This window comes from Desertivirga brevis (assembly GCF_017355835.1).
The window spans coordinates 130,369-150,721 of sequence record NZ_JAFEWF010000008.1 but is presented as its reverse complement, the minus strand read 5'-3'; the positions used below and the strand labels follow the sequence as shown (position 1 = coordinate 150,721).

Here is a 20,353-nt window from a genome sequence, read left to right as displayed (position 1 = left end):
TTATATAAAGAACGATGCTTAGGTTCCGGCATTTCGATAAAGCAAGAGATTTGTCTGAGGAATAGCTATCTGCTCACTTCCAGTTCGCCCCGTGATCTTGCTGACATTAAAATATAACCGATCAACACAGCTCCAACGATCAGAAAACCAATATTAGCATAAAGTCCCGGCCATGACACACCTTTTATAAGAATTTCTGCAATTAAAGTGAACCAGATTGCTGTAACCTGGGTGGATTCTACAGCAGCAGTAGCCAACGAGCTGGTTTTAACCATACTTAAGGCTTTCAGAAAAAGTGCAGTACCAATTACGCCTGCAAAGATGGCTGCTCCAAGTGTGGATTCTACTTGTGTAAATGAAGGAAGGCCATTATTGATCAATCCTACAATGGACAAGACCAAAGCTGCGGGAGCAGCTCCTAATGCCATTCCTAAACTAATTTCCAAAGCAGAGAGTTTTACTTTGTTATTTTCAACCTCAAGCATTATTTTACGCAAACCTAAAGGCCATAGAAATGAGGCAGCCAATGCCAGGATGAATCCCCAGAAAAGCGAACTCCCTCCATGTATGCCGTCAAGACTGTCAAGCTGCATAATTATCACAGCGCCAACGATCAGAAGAGACATAATCATAGGCAGTTTTGCAATGTTACGCCGGCTGTCTTTGTAGATGAAGGGCGAAATAAGGCGACCAGCAACTATTGTAAATTGAAAGGCTGCGCAGGATAGCCAACCGGGAACATAGTTTGCAGATAGCACCAGCAAGGTGTAAAAGAATATAAAACCAATTGTCCCCCAAAGTATGAAAGGAACAGGCATTTGACGGAAGGTTTTAATAAAAGGGGTTAAGCGTTTTTGAGCAAGCACAACCAGAAGCAGCGGCGGAAGCAGAAAGAGATATCGTAATGCTACTGTCCAGGCCCAATAGCCGCCTTTATAAGCCAGTAAAGAATTTACAACAAAGCCTGATGAAAGAAATAAGGTAGCAAAAACTCCTAGAAATATTGCCAGAACATTCATCCTGGCAATACTTACTGTATCCACAAATTTCATATCCAAAGCTACCCTAACCGAAGCTAGAAAGATGGTAGATTAGAGCTAAAGAACAGGACTTTTCATGGACGTACTCAAGATTATATTTTTATGCGTTTACCGCTTCCCGGGCGCGATAAGCGTTGGGAGAAAATCCTGTTTGTTTTTTAAAGAAGCGGCAGAAATAGGCGGGATCATCGAAACCCAATAAAAAGGCTGTTTCCTTAATTGAAAGGTTCGTTGTTTGCAATAAAGATTTACTTTCGATAATGATCCGGTCCTTGATCATCTGATGGACTGTCTTCCCTTCAAATGCACGAATAACTTTATTCAATTTCCTGGTGCTCATGTTAACCTCGGCACTGTAAAACTCCGGATCCTGCTCCTCTTTAAAATATCTTTCGATAAGATTCTTAACTTTAATATGCAGGTCCAGTTCCGTCGATATACTCCTCACAACAACGGGCTGAGAACGCCTTTTCAGAGCTAATAACATACCATTGAGCAGATTACCGATTAACCCTACATCAAGTACCTTGCTGCGACTTTCAATCTGCAGAAAACTAAAGAGGCCCATGAAAGTGTCGCAACGTAATTCTCCCAGATCAACATAGGGCTTCTGATAGAACTGGCTCCATACAGAAGAATCAAGATTAAGCTTAACATCTGGTTTGATCAAAATCACATACCCACTTTCAGCATATTCATTAATCAGATGCACCTGGCCCTGACGAACCAAAAATAGCTTTCCAGGTACCATATCATACCGTTGAAAATCGATCTCGTGACTACCGGTTCCCTTCGTGGCCCATAAGATCATATCAAACTGGTGCCTGTGGGGAGAAACAGGAACATCTTTGATCTCGTCAAAACGGTAGACCTCTACTGGATTTCCCAGAGGCATTAACTGAATGGGTAGTGGAGCATTGTAATTTTGCACTTTAACAGCTAAACTCATAATAAGAAATATGGAGGGTGATACTTTGAAAATTTATTTTTTGTAATTATTTAAAGCTTTATCGAGAAAACTCAGATAAGATGCTGCATCAAAATCGGCGCCCTGCGGCTCTGTCAGCAGCTTTTCATTAGTTGGATCCAGCAGCACGTAGAAAGGCTGCGAGTTTGCTTTATATTTTGAGGCCTGAAGATGACTCCATTTTTTTCCGATAGTCTTAACTTCTCTTCCTTCGGGTGTTATAAACCTTTCAGCCTCGGCCAATTCCGCTTTGTCATCTACATACAACTGTACAAGCACGAAATCCTCATTGATCCTCTTGTGAACGTCGGGTTCAATCCATACATTCTCTTCCATCTTGCGGCAGTTAACACAAGCGTGGCCAGTGAAGTCGATCATGATGGGTTTTCCTACTTTTTTAGCGTACTGAACTGCTTCATCGTAATCAAAGAAAGGGTTCAAGCCCGCAGGCTTTTCAAAAAGATCGGCATACTTCCTCGGACCGTCTGGATTGCCAGAAGAGGCAAGCATAGTGGACGTTGAGCCATTACTGTAAAGGTTAAAATCCTGAGTTGACATTGGAGGAAGAAATGCTGAAATAGATTTCAGAGGTGCGCCCCAAAGTCCCGGGATCATATACAGGGAGAAGGAAAAAACTACAATCGCAAGGAAGAGTCGTGGTATGCTTAGATAATGAACAGGGCTATCGTGACTAAATTTCAATTTGCCTAACAGATAGAATCCCATCAGTGTGAATATACAGATCCAAAGAACAAGGAAGATCTCTCTGTCAAACCAGTTCCAGTGGTAAGCAAGATCTACGTTACTTAAGAATTTAAGTGCCAATGCTAACTCAAGAAAGCCCAGAACTACTTTTACACTGTTCAACCAGCCTCCTGATTTCGGGAGGGATGAAAGCAATTTGGGAAACATGGCAAATAATGCAAAGGGAATAGCCAGTGCAAGAGAGAAACCGAACATTCCCATGGCCGGACCTAACAATGCGCCTGTTGTAGCGGCCTGAACGAGCAAGGTTCCGATGATGGGACCAGTACAGGAAAAGGATACCAGTGCCAGGGTTGCTGCCATGAAGAACAGTCCTGCAATTCCTCCTTTATCCGAATTAGTATCCATCTTATTTACCCATGAAGCTGGCAATGTGATCTCGAAAGCGCCTAAAAAAGAGGCTGCAAAAACTACCAGCAGAAGAAAAAAGAAGAAGTTAAAATATCCGTTTGTTGAAAGATCATTGAGAGCGTCGGCACCAAAGAACACAGTGACCAGCAAGCCCAGTACTACATAGATCACGATAATAAAGAGCCCATACAATGAAGCTTTTGTTATCGCACTTCCCTTATTTTCGGCAGACTTGGTAAAGAAACTGACTGTAAGAGGAAGCATTGGAAAGATACAGGGCATAAGCAGTGCTGCCAGACCACCGGCAAAACCGGCTATAAAAATAGCCCAAAGGGTTTGATCATCTGCCTCTGGAGCCCCGGCGGTAGATACATTAGCAGCTGACTGCTCTTTCTGTACACTTGGCGTTACTACCTGTACTGATGTATCTGTAACCGGAACAGATTCCGAAAATTCAATCCCATCGGTCGATATCGTATCCTCCTGTGCAAATATTGAAGTACCGGATAAAGTTAAAATCAGAACTAACAGCCCCCTGAAAGAAAGCTTCGTAAACACATCTATAAACATTTCAAAAAGTTTATTTAACCGCAACAGAGAAATCCATAGTATCCGGAGGAAGACACTTCTCATCATTACATACCATGAATTCCACATTCCCTTTTACAGTTGCCTGTTTAGCTTTTAACTTCACCTTCTGTTGAAAAATTACGGAATTCTCGAAATAAGCTACTTTCATATCAAAAACCTTTTCGAATTTAACAACGGGCTTAGGTTCGATTGTCTTTCCAATTAGTGAGTATGCAGGAGAAGTATTGAAACTAAATGTAGTTTTTACAGGACCTCCGTCTGCGATAGTTTGTGAATACAAATGCCAACCCGGCTCAATTGTTGCTTTAACCAAAACCATTGCTTCATCTTTTCCAATTCTCTTGGCAGCATAACTCCACTTCACCGGATTAAGTATCTGCGCGCCCGCACTAACACTCACTACTAAAAATGCCACAAGGGCTAGAATCCTTTTCTTCATAATGCTATTTATCTAAATGTCTGTTATTTCTTATTCAAGAGGCTCAATTCTAAACTCTTTTAAACATTTTGACAGTATTGTAAAGCCTCCATTTTTATTAGGATAAAGTTCAGTATAGACACAAAAAAACACAAGCAAATCGCCTAATTCCAGAATTTTTCTTGAAAGAACCTAATATTGTTTTTCTTTTTACAGAAAGAGTCTTTCACCCACATTACATTTAGTCTTTTTTTCAGAATCGGTCGCAAAAACAGGACTTTTTAACAAAACACAACAAAAACGAGAAAATAAGCGCATTACGACCATTAAAAACAACAGAAACCAAAAGAAAGTATAGGAAATCATAGATCAAACCCATAAAAAAAAACTTCAAGACAAACTTATAACGACAAAAAAGGAAGATTAATATTTAAAAAAGCGAAAATTTAAAGCAAAGAGACAGTAAAATACCATAAACAGAACCCTAGTAAACCTACCTTCACCTATTCATTTTTCCATTTTAATAGTATTTCATGATCTCTACAGAAGAATCCGCTTGTTTATCAGTCGACCTGGATAAAAAGTTTAAGAGTCTTTGGCACCTGGTTGGCAATACGCCAATGCTGGAACTGCAGTATATGTATAAGAACCGCCCGGGAACCATATTTGTAAAATGCGAGCACTATAACCTTACCGGAAGTGTCAAAGACAGGATGGCCCTGCATATATTATATCAGGCTTATCGTAACTGTAAAATTAAACCAACAGACAGGATCGTAGAAACCACGAGCGGTAATACAGGAATTTCCTTTGCAGCTATTGGAAAGGCGCTTGGACACGAAGTTACCATAATCATGCCTGAATGGCTGAGCCAGGAGAGGATTGATATCATGAGAAGCCTGGGAGCAGAGGTTATCTTGGTTGGTAAAGAAGAAGGCGGCTTCCTTGGAGGTATTAAATTAAGCTATGAAATGGCCGCCAGTGGAAGGGTCTTTCTCCCCGAGCAGTTCAATAATTATTATAACTCAGAAGCTCACGAACTAACTACTGGCCGGGAGATCTGGGAGCAGCTTGAAAGTGTAGGAAAAACTTGCGATGCTTTTGTTGCGGGAGTTGGGACAGGAGGTACAATCATGGGAGTTGGACGTTATTTGAAGAAAAAGGACGCAGGAATCTGGGTGCATCCTCTCGAGCCTGAAGAATCGCCAACACTTACTACCGGATTTAAGGTAGGAAGCCATCGTATCCAGGGGATCTCAGATGAGTTTATTCCCTCGATCATGCAATTGAACCAGTTGAACGGAATAATACAGGCCAGCGACGGAGACTCTATACTTATGGCACAAAAATTATCGCAACAATTGGGATTAGCGGTTGGTATCTCTTCAGGAGCAAATGTTATCGGTGCAATAAAAATAAAGGAAGAACTCGGGAGAAAATCAAACGTTGTGACCATCTTATGCGACAGTAACAAAAAATACCTTAGTACAGACCTGACCAGGAAAGAACCGGTAAAAGATCACTACGTAAGCCCTTTGGTTACATTTACTGGTTACACGCCAATGCCACGCCTAAATGGAATGTCCTTTTATCAATAGATTAGTTATAAATTAGTTGAGCAATTGGGAAAGCGCCGCCTGGCGCTTTCTTATTAAAAAAATCTATTCGCAGCAGTAAGGACTAAACTTCAATTCTTTAAAGCTTTTTAATTTTCAGCAGCAACTTTCCTCTTAATAATTTTGCGTCTCAGGTAATCTCTTCGCGAACGCTATAAGACTTACCACAACGCGATTTACCCTCCATTTCCTTTGATCGTTTCTCGATGATATCTTCTTGTTTTCTCAATGATTTATCGGTGAAAGAAAAGCGAAGGTAGAAGCCGGAAAGAAAGGTGATAGAGTCATGGAGAGTAATAGCAGGTCGGTAGCTGCTAGAAGCAGGGTAAGCACCTTATAGATTTACTTTTTTTGGAAAAAAACAATCAACAATTCCCACTTGGCATCTGGTGGCGAAATGGCGGCAGTTGGCGACGAACTCATATAAAAATAATGTTACGCTCCGGGCCCAGTCTCCTTCCGAAATGCTTCGGTACTGGTGCGGTATGCTAGCGCAATTGTGCCAATCTTCTGCGGACCTCTTGCGGATTCGACGCAAGCTATCTGCAACATTGTGGAAGCAGATGGCTAGAGTTCTGAAGAAGGTGCGAAGCCAATTAAATGCATGTTGGGTAAACATCCCAATTTTGAAAAAAGTGGTGAATGTATATTTGAATTGGGGCTAGATATATTGGGACGAGAGCCTTCTCTTCTTTAGTTCTTCCTCTGTTATTGCTCAGTTTAAAGAGCATTTGAGCGAAGGATGACTGAACAAGAACTGAACATGGTGGCCAGGTTTTGCATCTATGACAGAGATCATTTTCCCGTGTCCCATTTCCACTAGGTAACAGGGAAACAGGCGAAACTTTCTATAATAAATTAGGTTTCACTTTTATTGAATTAGTCAAATTTGCAAAGACCGAGGAGGAACTGGAGAGCAATCTTGACTGGTGGCTTTAATTGCTGAAGCATCTCAGCCAGATGAAGCAGATGCCAGCACTTCTCCGCACCTCTGTTTTTGGGAATTTGTTTAACATAGCAGAATACAGTAAATTAAATAAGGAGGAAAAGAAAATGTACGATGCCAGTTTAAAAGCCCGTTGGGACAACCAGAATGTATTGGATTGCTACCCAGATTAGTCCGGAGCTGTTCAAGGCTCTTGTAGATTTGCAGTGCAACGACCTCAACTCTGCTACCTTCGATGCTTTCTTATAATTCTCACTATTCGTACGGTATCTAACGACCCCTTACCAGTTGCCTCTCCAAGGCTAATTGATGGGAAAGAAACTCGGCAGATCTTTGCAAAACCCAAGAAAGGCCTATAACGGGTAAAAGAAGAGAATAATAAAAAAAGCCGGCAATCTTATCGATCAACCGGCTTACACCCTTGCTCACGGGGCATTACTAAATTACATTAATCATTATAATTCCAATTGAATAGCTGGAAAGAGCAATCTTCCTGCTAACACTATTTGAAATGGTTTTCGATACAAATATACCCTTACCACCAAAAGCAGGAGAGGATTAAAAAGCCGATATCTTGTACTATCCTACCATTAACAAAGTGTGACACAGAAACCAAGGAATTCTAAATTTAAGAACTTGTCAGGGCCAAAAAAGCCCACCTGATGTCCTGTCAGGTGGGCAAACGTATTTAACAACCAATAGAAATTAGCCTGATCTTTAATCCGGCATTGATTATGGATTGAGACAAATATCGTCATTCAAAGTCCAATCGCTGTAGCACTTTATAGTAACACTATTGTACTTTACCACATCTTCCTTTTTTAATACCCGAACAACACTTCAGGACTAAGACGTACAACTTCGCCATACTTTTTAAGATCTTCAAAATTCACCTTATTCTCCCCTGCCACTACGCAGTAAGAATAAGGCTTCTTACGCAAAGCAGTGTTGTGGAATGTTTTCACCGCATCCATATTCAATTGAGGTAATTGCATATAAATATCTTTCCGGTTATCTCCCTCTATTCCAAGTTTCTGATTTGCCAGGTAACTGAAAATTATACCATCTTTTGAAATACGCTGGGTTTCAATATCCTGCTTCACCTGCAGCTTTGCATTATCCAACAGCGATACCGACTCAGGCATTTCATCTAGCAGCTCGTTCATTCCCGCAACAGCTTCGGCCATTTTATCGCTTTGAGAACCAACATATGCCATAACTGTATTACGCTCCCCCTTCTTTGATGGAGTGCTGTAGTTTGCAAACGTTGAGTAAGCTAATGCTTTTGATTCCCTTATGGTCTGGAACACAATAGACCCCATGCCCCCACCAAAATAGGTATTAAATGTTTGCACAAGAGCTACCCTGTCTTTATCAAACACCTCATCATTACGAACCCAGTAAATTTCGGATTGCACCATGTCATAGTTTGCAAAATAAACCTTATTGCTCTCCTGTGTTACCTTGTTAAAGCTTATTTTGCTTTCTAATGGCCTGAATTGAGTTGGCAGCCGATGTAGCTTCTCAAGTGAGTTTTGAATAGTACCTAAATCAGCTGGACCATAATAGAGAACCTTGTGACTAATACCATTTAAAGTATGAAGGGCATCAGTAAGGTTTTTAGAAGTTAATTCATTTAGTTCTGCCCCTGTAAGCTGATAGTTAAATGGATTTTTAGGACCATACATGGCGTAGTTCACAAGTCCCCGCATTAACAGACTTTTATTTAACTTGTTGTTATCGCGTGACTTTTGAATACCCTGCTTAAGTGAGGCAAGTGCATTTTCATCTGTCTTACAGTTCTGCAATAGATCTTCAAAGAGTGCAACTGCTTTATCAAAATTTTCCTGAAGCCCGCTGATGGAAACAGTAGTCTCCTCGTTTTCGACACTCACATTGAAACTACAGGCCAGGTTGTAAAACACAGCGTTAATTTCGTCAACAGATTTAGAATCTGTACCCAGATAACGGAGGTATGCGGCAGCATAAGGAAGTACTTTATTATTCCATGAGCCCGAATCAAACTTGTAATAAAGTCTGAATATGGAGTTCTCTTTATTTTTGACATAGTATAAAGGAGCAATCCCAACATTACCTTTCTGGATCTCCTTATCGTAGTCTACCCACTCCGGCTTAATCTCAGTAGCAGCAATATTATTTATTTGTTTAGAGAAATCAGACTCATCATTACGATTAATAGTAACCGGAGTGATCTGGGGTTTTATTACCTTAACGATAGAATTATCAACCCCTTTTCTCTTATATACAATAACGAAATTATTGGCAAATGCATTAGAAGCGAAACTTACCAACTCTGCTTTTTTCACTTTAGCCATGTCATCCAACATACTGACTTCAGATGGCCACTGCTGTCCCTTGTGTTGTATAAAGGCATGCAAAAGAGCATCTACCCTGTTCTCGTTGTTATCCAAAGCCTGCATTTCTGAAAGGCGCGCATTATCAACTATTGCTTTTAACAGTTGCTCTTTGAACTCACCTTTTTTAAGCTTTTGCAATTCAGCAAACAGCAAGTCCTTGACTTCTTCCAGGCTTTGGCCCTGGCGCGCCTTCCCATACAATGTAAAGACAGAATAATCTTTAAAGGTCTGAACATAAGCTCCCGCCTGCAACACCTTCTGTCTGCGGTTCAAGTCCTCATCGATCAAACCGGCTTTTCCGTTATTTAACAAGTCGGCGATTACATTCAATTTGTTCACTGAGGCTCTATCAGTAGCTCCAGGCAAACGAAAGCCTATATTTACTGACTCTGCATCCGGACCTAGTACTTCTTTAACCACTGGTTTAAGCATCGCTCTTTCCGCCGCAGGCTTATATTCCGTTACAGGTTTTGCTTTCATCCAGGCAAAAGCGGCGTCTAACTTTTTAATTACATAGGATGGATCAAAGTCACCCGACATGATCACCGCCATATTATTTGGAACATACCATGTGTTGTAAAATTTCCGGATGGCTATGAGTGAAGGATTTTTAAGGTGTTCCACCGTACCAATTGTTGTCTGCTGACCGTAGTTATGTGTTGGAAAAAGCGAAGACATCATCGTTTCGTTTATTTTCCAGTTATCATTATCCAGTCCGCGGTTCTTTTCCTCGTAAACCGCTTCAAGTTCTGTGTGGAACAATCGGAAAACAGGAAACCTGAATCGCTCTGATTGCAGCGTAAGGAATTTATCTATTGCTGTCGAAGGAATATCCTCTTTATAAACCGTTTCTTCTACCCAGGTATGCGCGTTAGTTCCTTGTGCTCCCAGCTTTCCTACAATCTTATCGTATTCGTTCGGAATTGCATACTTCGCTGCTACACCGGAAATGGAATCAATCTGATGGTAGATCCGTTTCCTGGCCGCTTCTGATGTAGTGTGATTGTATTTATCGTAAAGCTTTTCGATCTCATCCAGCAGGGGCTTTTCCTTTTGCCAGTTCAGCGAGCCATATTTATCTGTTCCTTTAAATAATAAATGTTCAAGATAATGCGCTAGACCCGTATGGTCTTTAGGGTCATTATTACTTCCTGCCCTGACAGCAATATAGGTTTGAATACGCGGTTGCGTTATGTTAACACTTAACATTACGCTAAGTCCGTTCTTCAACGTATAGAAACGGGTTTTCATTGGATCGCCCTGAACGTAGCGATACGTATAGCCACCTTCAGAAGCCTGGCTCCACTGCTTTGCTGTCTGAGAAAAACCTGGTGATGATACGCTTGTAGCCGATACAAGCAGAAGCGATACAAAAAATCGCCGTACCTTGTTATTATTCATATTTTGCTAATGATTCTTTCGATTTTTTTATGATGCTCAGGATAGCACTAGAATGAGATACATTTATATTCTTAGTACTATGCAATAACCTATCGCAGTGTTCAAACTTAAGGAATAGATACACGTTTCCCTTGTACATCCATTCTTTTTTTCTGGACGATCGGACATCCCCCCCGAGAAAGCAAAGAGAATCTTAAAGGGGTACCAACCGTATATCAATGGTATATATGCACTCTTTCTGCAATCTCTCAATGTTCTCTCATATTACTAATTTCAGCAAGGAGATATCTAGCAGATAGCTCTGTGATAGTAGTTTGATATACCCCTGGGATTGCTTGAGGCTCTATTCGGATTTCTCTTCCCGGGCTCCCATAAGTAGATAAATACTTCTGGTTACTTTACTGATAAAGTGAATTGTTTTAGCCTTTCCGCCTTTCCAGTTCCCGATGAATCAGGCTCAACTCCCGCCCTGTTTGTCCCGCTACTGAAGTATTTTCCTGGGCCCTTCGCAATAAATAGGGGATTACTTCTTCCACTGTACCATATGGGATATACTTGCTGACAGAAAAACCAGCAGAAGCCATATTAAATGTAATGTTATCACTCATCCCAAATAGCTGCGAGAAATGCACATGCGGATGTTTTTTAAGTCCCAGCTCCTTTATAATAGCGGCAGCCAATAGATTACTGGCTTCATTATGAGTAGCTATGATAACAGATATAGTGTCAAGATTCCTTAAACAAAACTCCATACCTGCATTAAAATCGCTATCGGTTGCCGGCTTATTTGGCTGTATTGGTGTAGGATAATTCTTCTCCTTCGCCCTGTCATCTTCTTTCTCCTGGTAGGCTCCTCTCACAATCTTCAGCCCTAATACAAACTTTTCTTTTTTAGCGACAGTCATCAGATCTGACAATACCTTTAGTCTGTCTCTTCGGTAAAACTGGATGGTATTAAATACTATAGCCTGGTCAGTATTGTATTTCTGCATCATATTGTAACCCAAAAGATCTATCGCTACCTGTATCCACGATTCCTCCGCATCGATCAGTACCGCAGTACTCTTACTACTGGCAGCAGAACAAACAGCATCTAAACGCTTTACCACCCGCTCCCATTCTTCCTTCTCCTTTTCGCTTATTTTATTCAGATCTAAACTGTAAACTTCTCTATCATTATTAATTAAGGAGCTAATTCTCTCCAGGAGATCAAATCTGGCTAAAGCTGTCACCTTAATGCTCATATGATTTACCTGATCGACATTGGAGGCAAAATTGATCACCTTTAAAAATTCCTCGCAGGTCTTGTCGAAAACTGTCTCTGATTCTTTTCCTTCTGCTCCGTAATCCAAAATGGCACCCACGTTATATTGATCCAACACTTCTAAAACAGGAGCGACAGATATAAGACTTTCACCACCTACAAACTGAGGAAATATGGTACTTTTTATGATTCCCTTAATTGGGAACCTCCATTTTATGAGGACAGGTATGATCATGGTGCCCAGCTTTACCAGCCAATTGATACTCATCAGCCAAAAAAGCCACTTTGCTCTTTTAAGTTCGGTATCACTTTTATAACTAAAACTGGTCTGGGTATTATCGAAGCTAAGTTCTGCTTCCTTGTATGTACGTAAGCTTTCCATGAACCCAAATGTAGTAGCCTCAGCACGCCCTTGATCTTTCTTGATAATATCAGTTAATACAAGGATAATTTTGATCCTGTGTAAGCGCGCGACTCTTTTTTACTTTGGTTTCTGCGTTTTTAAACAACAGATTAAGATGATTAAAGGATTTTTTACAGTACCAGTGCCGGTCAATGAGCTTGTTCTGCAATATGCCCCTGGAAGTATAGAGCGGGAATTATTGAAGAAAGCGATCACGACCGCATACGCGGGTGAAAAGGACATACCTATGTTTATAGGAGGAAAAGAAGTTAGAACGGAAAAGCTAAAAGCTATCCGCCCGCCTCATAGACATCAACACGTGCTCGGTTATTATCACGAAGGAGAAGCAAGTCACGTTAAGGATGCAATTGACGCAGCATTAGCAGCAAAAGAAAATTGGGAGATGCTTGACTGGGAACATAGGGCAGCTATTTTCCTGAAGGCAGCTGACCTGATTGCAGGAAAATACCGATTTGAACTAAACGCAGCTACGATGCTGGGACAATCCAAAAATGCTTATCAGGCTGAAATTGATTCTGCTTGTGAGATGGCAGATTTCCTGCGCTTTAATGTTAAGTACATGTCGGAAATTTACACTCAGCAGCCTCCCGTATCTCCAGCAGGATCATGGAACCGCGTTGAACAGCGCCCGTTGGAGGGATTTGTCTTTGCACTTACCCCATTTAACTTTACAGCCATTGCGGGGAACCTGCCTACCTCTGCGGCCATGATGGGTAATGTGGTGGTATGGAAACCTTCAAATACCCAGATCTATTCAGCGGGAGTTCTGATGAAGATCTTCCGGGAGGCCGGAGTGCCCGACGGCGTTATTAATCTGATATATGTTTCAGGCCCGGTAGCTGGTAAAGTGATCTTCGAACATCCTGATTTCGCAGGGATCCATTTTACAGGATCGACTGAAGTGTTCCAGGACATTTGGAAAACGATCGGTAATAACATTCATAAGTATAAGAGCTATCCCCGTATCGTTGGGGAAACCGGAGGCAAGGACTTTATCCTTGTGCATAGCAGCGCCGACACAGACGCAGCTGCTACAGCTATCATAAGGGGAGCCTTTGAATACCAGGGGCAAAAATGCTCTGCTGCCTCCAGGGTTTATATTGCCGAATCTGCATGGCCAGCGCTTGAGCAGAAAATCAAAACGGATCTTGCGACGATAAAAATGGGACCAGTGGAGGATTTCAGCAATTTCATCAATGCGGTTATTGATGAGAAATCTTTTGATGGACTGGCAAACGTAATAAAGCAGGTAGAATCAGCATCGGATGCCGAGATTATTGCAGGTGGGAAATATGACAAATCGGAAGGATATTTCATTGAACCTACGGTGATTAAAACTACGAATCCTCGTTTCGTAACGATGGAAAAAGAGCTATTCGGGCCTGTATTAACTATCTATGTGTATAAAGACGCGGAGTTTGAGGATACCCTTAAACTAATTGATCAAACCTCCCCTTATGCCTTAACAGGAGCTGTGCTTGCAGGCGACAGATATATTATTGAACAAGCAACGAATGCGCTCAGGAACAGTGCAGGAAACTTCTACATCAACGACAAGTGTACAGGTGCTGTTGTTGGGCAACAACCGTTTGGTGGAGCCCGGGGATCAGGAACAAATGATAAAGCCGGATCGATGATCAACCTTTTAAGATGGGTATCTCCAAGAACTATTAAGGAAACCTTTAATCCGCCGGTAGACTACAGGTATCCCTTCCTCCAGGAATAACGGAGTATTACAGATGCGATAAATATGAATATGAGCAATTAGAACACTTGGCAACATGTGTTCTAATTTTTTATAAAGAGTACCCGAAATCTACCCGTACTGCACTTTTTGCTGAACTTTAAATTCGCGTATATATTCCCCCGGCGATTTACCGGTAACACGTTTAAATACACGATTAAAAGTTATAGCACTGTTAAACCCGCAATCATATGCCACAGAAGAAATGCTTTCGGAATGATATTCCAGCAATTTTTTACAAGCTTCATTGATCCTTACTTCATTCAGAAATGCAATATAGGTTTTGCGAGTGTGTTTTCTGAAATACTTGCAGAATGCACTTGGAGTCATGCTGGCGACTGAAGAAATCTCCTCTAAACTTATGGTATTCTGATAATGCTGAACAGTATACTTATAGATACGGGTCATCCTGACACCGTCCGATTCTGAAAAAGCATATTTTGATAAGCCAGATGACAAGGATCTCCAGTTTGTCTCATCCTGAGAGAAGAAATTAAGGAGCCCTATCACTTCCATGATTTGTTCAAAAGCTCGGAGTTTGCTTATCAGAAGGATTTTCTCGAATGCTTTTCCATTGATATCCATAAACATCTGTACTCCTGATGAAGCATTTTTCAGGAAAGTACGGATATGATTAAACTCAGAAATTGCTGTAAGCTGTAGGAGTATTGACGTATCTACATAGATATGAATAGTTTGTACCCCTGGCATGCCAAAGCATGTTTCGTCGCGTTTCAGCATATGGGGCTGGTCTTCACCAATAATGTATATATCGCCGGCCCGAAAGCGCTGCATATAGTTCCCGGTAAACAAGGTGCCCTCACCTTCTACAATCATACTTATCTGTAATTCCTTATGCCTGTGCAGCTGGCAATAAAAGTTAGTTGATTTCTCTTCCTCAACAATCACAGTAGTATTTTCGGAAGCGCGTAATGTAAAAGGAACTACTTTCATATGCTTATCAAATTAGAGATCAGGTAATAGCAGATACAAAAGCCGGACAAAGAAAGCCGGTAAATAATAAAGGAGACTGTCCGAAAACAGTCTCCTACGATAGTATGACATTTATGAATCAATAAACTCCAAATATTAATTCTTAAATCACCTTACAAAGGTATGCTGTTATAATAATTGCAAATGGTACACCATGGCATTTTTACGGTACTATCAGTTCCCATGCGTTTTTTTCGATTCAAGCAGATTGTTCAAAAAGTAATCGCTAACTTTCTGATATAAATGGGCTCTGTCTTTACCAATTACATTGTGTGCATGTCCCGGGTAGATCATGTAATCTACCTGAACACCCTTATCCACTGCCGCCTTCACAAAATTAACACTATGCTGCTGAACAACAACATCATCCTGCAAACCGTGAATAAGTAAAAGCTTACCTTTCAGGTTCTGTACCTTCCCGATAAGATTAGTGCTCTTATAACCCTCCGGATTCTCTTGCGGCGTATCCATATAACGCTCAGTGTACATCACCTCGTAAAGTCTCCAGTCCGTTACCGGACCTCCTGCAACAGCTGCTTGAAAAACTCCAGGATGCTCTAACATGAAGTTAACAGTATTAAAACCCCCATAGCTCCATCCAAAAAGTCCCATGCTTTCCGTATTGACATAAGGTAGGGACTTTAGATAATTCACTGCGTTAAGCAAATCCTCCGCCTGGGCCTTACCTGCATTACGGAAAATACTTTGTTCAAATGCTTTCCCCCTGTTATCGCTACCACGGGTGTCGAGATTTAAAACCACAAAGCCTCTTTCGGCCATATACTGAAACCAATAATCTCCGGAACCACTATTCCAACTATTGCTGATCAATTGAGCATGAGGCCCTCCATACCAATAAACAACAACAGGATATTTCCTGGCGGGATCGAAATTAGCGGGTTTAAATAGGGTACCATACAATTCTGTTCCCTCTCCCGTTTTAAATTTAAAGATATTGGATTCTCCTGTAGCAAATCCTGCTAAGGGACTTTTAGCTTGTAAAAGCAACTCAGACCTTTTCGATACAAGATCCTTTAATTGTATTTCCCGTGGCTTTTCTGGTCCCGAGAAGTTATCGATCATCACTTTCCCGTCGCTGCTTAGCAATACCCTGTGATTATAGAAGCCCTCTGTTAATCGCTCTCTTTTACCTGTCTTCAGATTGACACTGTAAAGGTTCCTTGTTATGGGCGACTCCTCAGTAGACATATAGAAAAGCTTCTCTCCTTTCTCATCATAACCCTTCACTTCAGTGACCTCCCAATTGCCTTTTGTTAACTGCTTTAACAATGAACCGTCGGCATTATACAGATAGAGGTGGTTCCAACCATCTCGGTTGCTCTGCCAGATGAATTTCTTTGCGTCATTCTTCACAAAACTCATTGGGACCAGAGGCTCAGTGTATTTGTCGTCTTTCTCCTCAAAAAGAGTTTTTATATATTTTCCGGTAAGCGAATCGTATTGACGCAACCACATGTGGTTCTGCTCCCTGTTCACCACGGCAATATAAACAAAACGATCATCAGGGCTCCAGGCTATATTAGTAAGATATTGCTCGGCCGGTTCTCCTGTTTCCAAATAAATAGTGCGGTTTGAAACAACATCATATACTCCCACTTTTACATGATGACTCTTATCTCCTGCCATGGGGTATTTAATATTCTTGTTAAGGGCAGGTGTCTTTGTCCAATCAATAATTGGGTAATTTTGAACCATAGACTGATCCATGCGATAAAAGGCCAGTTTTTTACCTGATGTACTCCAGAACATCCCTTTATCAATTCCAAACTCATTTCTGTGAACAGCCGAACCATAAACGATATTTTCACTACCGTCTGTTGTAACCTGTTTCCTCCAGGTTCCCTTCGCCACCCAAAGATTATCCTTCTCTATGTAGGAAGTGTATCCGTCACTTCCGTTTTCAACGATCTCAAGCAAGCTTACAGTTTTATCCACTAAAACCTTAACCTCATTTTTGTCAGGATTCAGAGCAAGTTTCTGACCTTCATGGACAAACACCCATCCCACTTCGCTGCCAAATTGGATCAGAGGCATTCTTTCTACCGGCTTCAACCCTGCCTTGGCGAGTTTCTCATTCAGGCTTTGCAGGGTCAGAAAGGGCTTAGATTCATTACCTAAACTTCCCTTTAAATACACAACCTGATCCCTATCCTGTTTGTAATACACATAATCGTGCGAATTATAGATAAATTGGATACCACGAAGGTCTTCCGGAGCAAGACTGCCGCGTGCATTGATCATTGCATCCTGAATAGTTAGTAGTTTGTTCTGAGCAAGGATACAAGTGCTTAACCCGGAGAACAGGAGCAGTAAGGATATTTTTCTCATTATTATATTTCCATTGTCTTTTTACGAAGCCAGCCTCTCTCTTCGTCAGTAAGAAGCGAACTTAGAATTGTGTAAACGTTCTTATTATAACTATTGATCCAATCTATATGTCTTTTTTCAAGCATCCCTTTTATTACAGGCCGGGTGTCGATCGGAGCCAGCGTAAGTGTTTCGAAGGAGTAGAATTCTCCGAACTCGCTCTTGATGTAGGGCACGGAAAGTACGAGGTTTTCTATCCTGATACCGTATTTTCCTGGCCTGTAAAGACCTGGTTCGATAGAGGTAACCATGCCGGGCTCGATCTCAATAGCAACATTACTCTTATTGAAAACATGAGGCCCCTCGTGTACATTTAAAAAGAACCCAACTCCGTGCCCGGTCCCATGGCCATAGTCGCGACTTTGATCCCATAATGGCTTTCTGGTTATTGCGTCGATCTGGTACCCCCGCGTACCTTTTGGGTAAATGGTACTGCAGCCTTCCACCATTGCTTTTAACACAAGTGTATAGTCGACCATTTCTTCATTACTGAGCCTTCCGAGTGGGATAACCCGTGTGACATCCGTTGTCCCGTCGAGGTACTGACCACCCGAATCAACAAGATATAAACCATAGTCCTTAAGCACAACGGGATTTTCTTCATCCGGCCTGTAGTGAGGCAGGGCTCCGTTTGGTCCATAAGCAGATATAGGGGCAAAACTATTACTTACAAAATTCGGGTTCTGAGCCCTGAGTTCCGTGAGTTTCCCGGCAGCGGAGACCTCGGTGATTCCACCACTGGGTACTTCTTTTTCAAGCCATCTGAAAAAACGAACAAGAGCAACGCCATCATTACGCATTACAGTAAGGATGTTATCAAGTTCTATCCGATTTTTAACAGCTTTAAATAGAGTTGAAGGATTCGTGCTTTCAACGATCTTTATCGACCTATCCAGATTTGTCAATGTGCCCTTGGCTGTTCGTTGCGGATCGATCAATAAAACCGAACTGGCAGCTAATCCTTTAAGATGCATTTGAAGCGAACTATAGGATCTAAGTTGCACACCAGAAGCTTTTAGCCTGCGGATATCGCCTTCCGCAAATTTCTCTTCATCCACGAACAGCAACACTTCATCAGAACCAATCAGGGCAAAAGCCAGAACAACTGGGTTATAGGAGATATCAGCACCGCGGATATTAAAGGTCCAGGCAATATCATCAAGGGATGAGATAAGGTGATAAGAAGCTCCGGCCTGTTTAATTGCACTGCGGATGCGCGATAATTTATCAGCAATTGATTCTCCACAAAGGTCTTCAGAAATACAATATGCCTTCTCAGCGGGAAGTTCTGGCCTGTTCGTCCACGCCTGATTCAATATATCAGAATGCTTCACCTGGAGACCCTTTGCATGGCATTTCATATTGATCTCCTTATCGATCAACAAAGGCATCACCTGAAAGTCAAAAGCTATACTTCGCTCAGCATCGATCCTTTGCAATAACCAGTCTACATACTCCGGCCTTCCCTGTACGGCTAACGGCACCAATTCCCATTCTGTATCTTTAAATTCAGCTTCTGCCTGCGAGAAATAACGGGAATCAGTCCACAGGCCAGCGAAATCAGTAGTGATCACCAGGGTGCCGGCAGAACCTGTAAAACCACTGAGCCAACTTATATATCGATAACATTGCGGAAGATACTCGCTGACATGGGGATCTGAAGACGGCACTATCATTGCGTCAATGCCATCCCTTTTCATTAATTCTCGTAGATGCTTTAAAGCTAACGTTCGATCCGGTTGCATAACAAATAAAATAAGTTCAAATGGAAAAAAGGCTGTCGCTAGACAACCTTTTCAATAATGATGTTGAAGATAAACGATTTTCTATTTACGTCTGAATTCTATTTAATATTTAGCGATCCTTAGTTTTATTTCAGTACGCCTAATTCTGTTCCAACCTTAATGAAAGCAGCTATTGCTTTATCCAAATGCTCCTGTTCATGTGCAGCTGATATCTGAACCCGGATACGTGCCTTTTCTTTTGGCACAACCGGATAATAAAAGCCAATAACATAAATTCCTTCATCCAGCATCCTTGCTGCAAATTCCTGAGCTAATTTTGCATCATACAACATTACCGGGACAATAGGATGAACTCCGGGACGAATGTCAAAGCCAGCTTCAGTCATTTTTTGCCTGAAATACATTGTGTTGTTTTCCAGCTTATCACGCAGGCCGGTACTTTCTTTTAACATATCCAGCACTGCAATCGAAGCGCCGGTAATAGAAGGAGCGAGTGTATTTGAGAAAAGATAAGGGCGGGAACGCTGACGAAGCAAGTCGATAATTTCCTTCCGGCCAGAAGTAAAGCCGCCAGAAGCTCCACCAAGTGCCTTACCGAGTGTGCCGGTGATGATATCGATCTTGTCAATCACGTTATGATGTTCGTGCGTGCCACGGCCATTTTTTCCCATGAAGCCAGAGCAGTGACTCTCGTCAATCATCACCAGGGCGTTATACTTTTCGGCAAGTGTAGTGATCTTGTCCAACTGTGCTATAGTACCGTCCATACTGAAAGCTCCGTCGGTTACAATAATACGATGTCTCAGATGTTGTGAGCTTTCCAGCTTCTCTTCAAGATCTGTCATATCATCGTGCTTGTAACGATAGCGCTGGGCCTTACACAGCCTTACACCGTCAATGATCGAAGCATGGTTTAACTCATCCGATATGATGGCATCCTGTTCGTTAAACAGGGGTTCAAATACCCCGCCATTTGCATCAAATGCCGCAGCATAAAGAATGGTATCCTCTGTACCGAGAAACTCAGAAAGCTTTGCCTCCAGTTCCTTGTGGATATCCTGGGTACCACAGATAAACCTTACAGATGACATGCCATAACCATGGGAGTCAAGAGTAGCTTTTGCTGCTTCTATCACTTTTGGATGCGATGACAGGCCAAGATAGTTATTGGCACAAAAGTTAATTACCTGAGCTCCGCCTGCTACTGTTATATCTGCTCCCTGTGGAGAAGTAATGATGCGTTCTCGTTTATACAATCCGGCGTCTTCAATGCTCCGGAGTTCTTCAAGTAGTTGTTCCTTAAGCGTATACATAAATTTAAT

The 20,353-nt window shown here is 41.7% G+C and carries 12 protein-coding genes and 1 pseudogene; 3 read left to right on the top strand and 10 right to left on the bottom strand.

Going from position 1 to position 20,353, the window contains the following annotated elements:
- Positions 1-65: 65 nt before the first annotated feature.
- From J4N25_RS18365 to J4N25_RS18350, 4 genes are all read right to left on the bottom strand, one after another.
- Positions 66-1,052: a multidrug resistance efflux transporter family protein gene (locus J4N25_RS18365; protein WP_207423261.1), complete on the bottom strand. Its 987-nt coding sequence runs from the start codon at positions 1,050-1,052 to the stop codon at positions 66-68.
- Positions 1,053-1,140: 88 nt separating this feature from the next.
- Entirely contained in the window at positions 1,141-1,989 is an 849-nt protein-coding gene (locus J4N25_RS18360; protein ID WP_207423260.1) for an AraC family transcriptional regulator, read from the bottom strand.
- Between the two features lie 33 nt (positions 1,990-2,022).
- Positions 2,023-3,693: a protein-disulfide reductase DsbD family protein gene (locus J4N25_RS18355; protein ID WP_207423259.1), complete on the bottom strand. Its 1,671-nt coding sequence runs from the start codon at positions 3,691-3,693 to the stop codon at positions 2,023-2,025.
- A 10-nt stretch (positions 3,694-3,703) separates the two neighbouring features.
- A complete protein-coding gene (locus J4N25_RS18350; protein ID WP_207423258.1) occupies positions 3,704-4,153 on the bottom strand; it encodes a protein-disulfide reductase DsbD N-terminal domain-containing protein in 450 nt (149 codons plus the stop codon).
- A gap of 512 nt (positions 4,154-4,665) precedes the next feature.
- Between J4N25_RS18350 and J4N25_RS18345 the strand changes: the two genes are divergently transcribed.
- The gene (locus J4N25_RS18345) at positions 4,666-5,730 is read left to right on the top strand and encodes a PLP-dependent cysteine synthase family protein (protein ID WP_207423257.1); all 1,065 of its coding nucleotides are present in this window, start codon (positions 4,666-4,668) and stop codon (positions 5,728-5,730) included.
- A gap of 846 nt (positions 5,731-6,576) precedes the next feature.
- Positions 6,577-6,867, top strand: a pseudogene (locus J4N25_RS18340) (PD-(D/E)XK nuclease family transposase); the annotation flags it as partial.
- Positions 6,868-7,515: 648 nt separating this feature from the next.
- Here the strand turns inward: J4N25_RS18340 and J4N25_RS18335 are convergent.
- The gene (locus J4N25_RS18335; protein WP_207423256.1) at positions 7,516-10,473 is read right to left on the bottom strand and encodes a M16 family metallopeptidase; all 2,958 of its coding nucleotides are present in this window, start codon (positions 10,471-10,473) and stop codon (positions 7,516-7,518) included.
- A 419-nt stretch (positions 10,474-10,892) separates the two neighbouring features.
- A complete protein-coding gene (locus J4N25_RS18330) occupies positions 10,893-12,119 on the bottom strand; it encodes a proline dehydrogenase family protein (protein WP_207423255.1) in 1,227 nt (408 codons plus the stop codon).
- 136 nt (positions 12,120-12,255) lie between these two features.
- Here J4N25_RS18330 and pruA point away from each other — a divergent pair, with 136 nt between their 5' ends.
- Positions 12,256-13,887: an L-glutamate gamma-semialdehyde dehydrogenase gene (pruA, locus tag J4N25_RS18325; RefSeq protein WP_207423254.1), complete on the top strand. Its 1,632-nt coding sequence runs from the start codon at positions 12,256-12,258 to the stop codon at positions 13,885-13,887.
- Positions 13,888-13,977: 90 nt separating this feature from the next.
- On the opposite strand, the gene J4N25_RS18320 is transcribed toward pruA, so the two are convergent.
- The 4 genes from J4N25_RS18320 to kbl all read right to left on the bottom strand — a co-directional run bounded on the left by J4N25_RS18320 (position 13,978) and on the right by kbl (position 20,344).
- Positions 13,978-14,859, bottom strand: a complete 882-nt coding sequence (locus J4N25_RS18320; RefSeq protein ID WP_207423253.1) for a helix-turn-helix domain-containing protein — start codon at positions 14,857-14,859, stop codon at positions 13,978-13,980.
- Between the two features lie 213 nt (positions 14,860-15,072).
- Positions 15,073-17,247 carry a S9 family peptidase gene (locus J4N25_RS18315; RefSeq protein WP_207423252.1) on the bottom strand — a complete coding sequence of 725 codons (2,175 nt, stop codon included), beginning with the start codon at positions 17,245-17,247 and terminating at the stop codon, positions 15,073-15,075.
- Positions 17,248-17,249: 2 nt separating this feature from the next.
- Positions 17,250-19,031 (bottom strand): aminopeptidase P family protein, encoded by a 1,782-nt coding sequence (locus tag J4N25_RS18310; protein WP_207423251.1) that lies wholly within the window; start codon positions 19,029-19,031, stop codon positions 17,250-17,252.
- Positions 19,032-19,156: 125 nt separating this feature from the next.
- Positions 19,157-20,344, bottom strand: coding sequence for a glycine C-acetyltransferase (kbl, locus tag J4N25_RS18305; protein ID WP_207423250.1), 1,188 nt, complete (start codon positions 20,342-20,344; stop codon positions 19,157-19,159).
- Positions 20,345-20,353 lie beyond the last annotated feature (9 nt).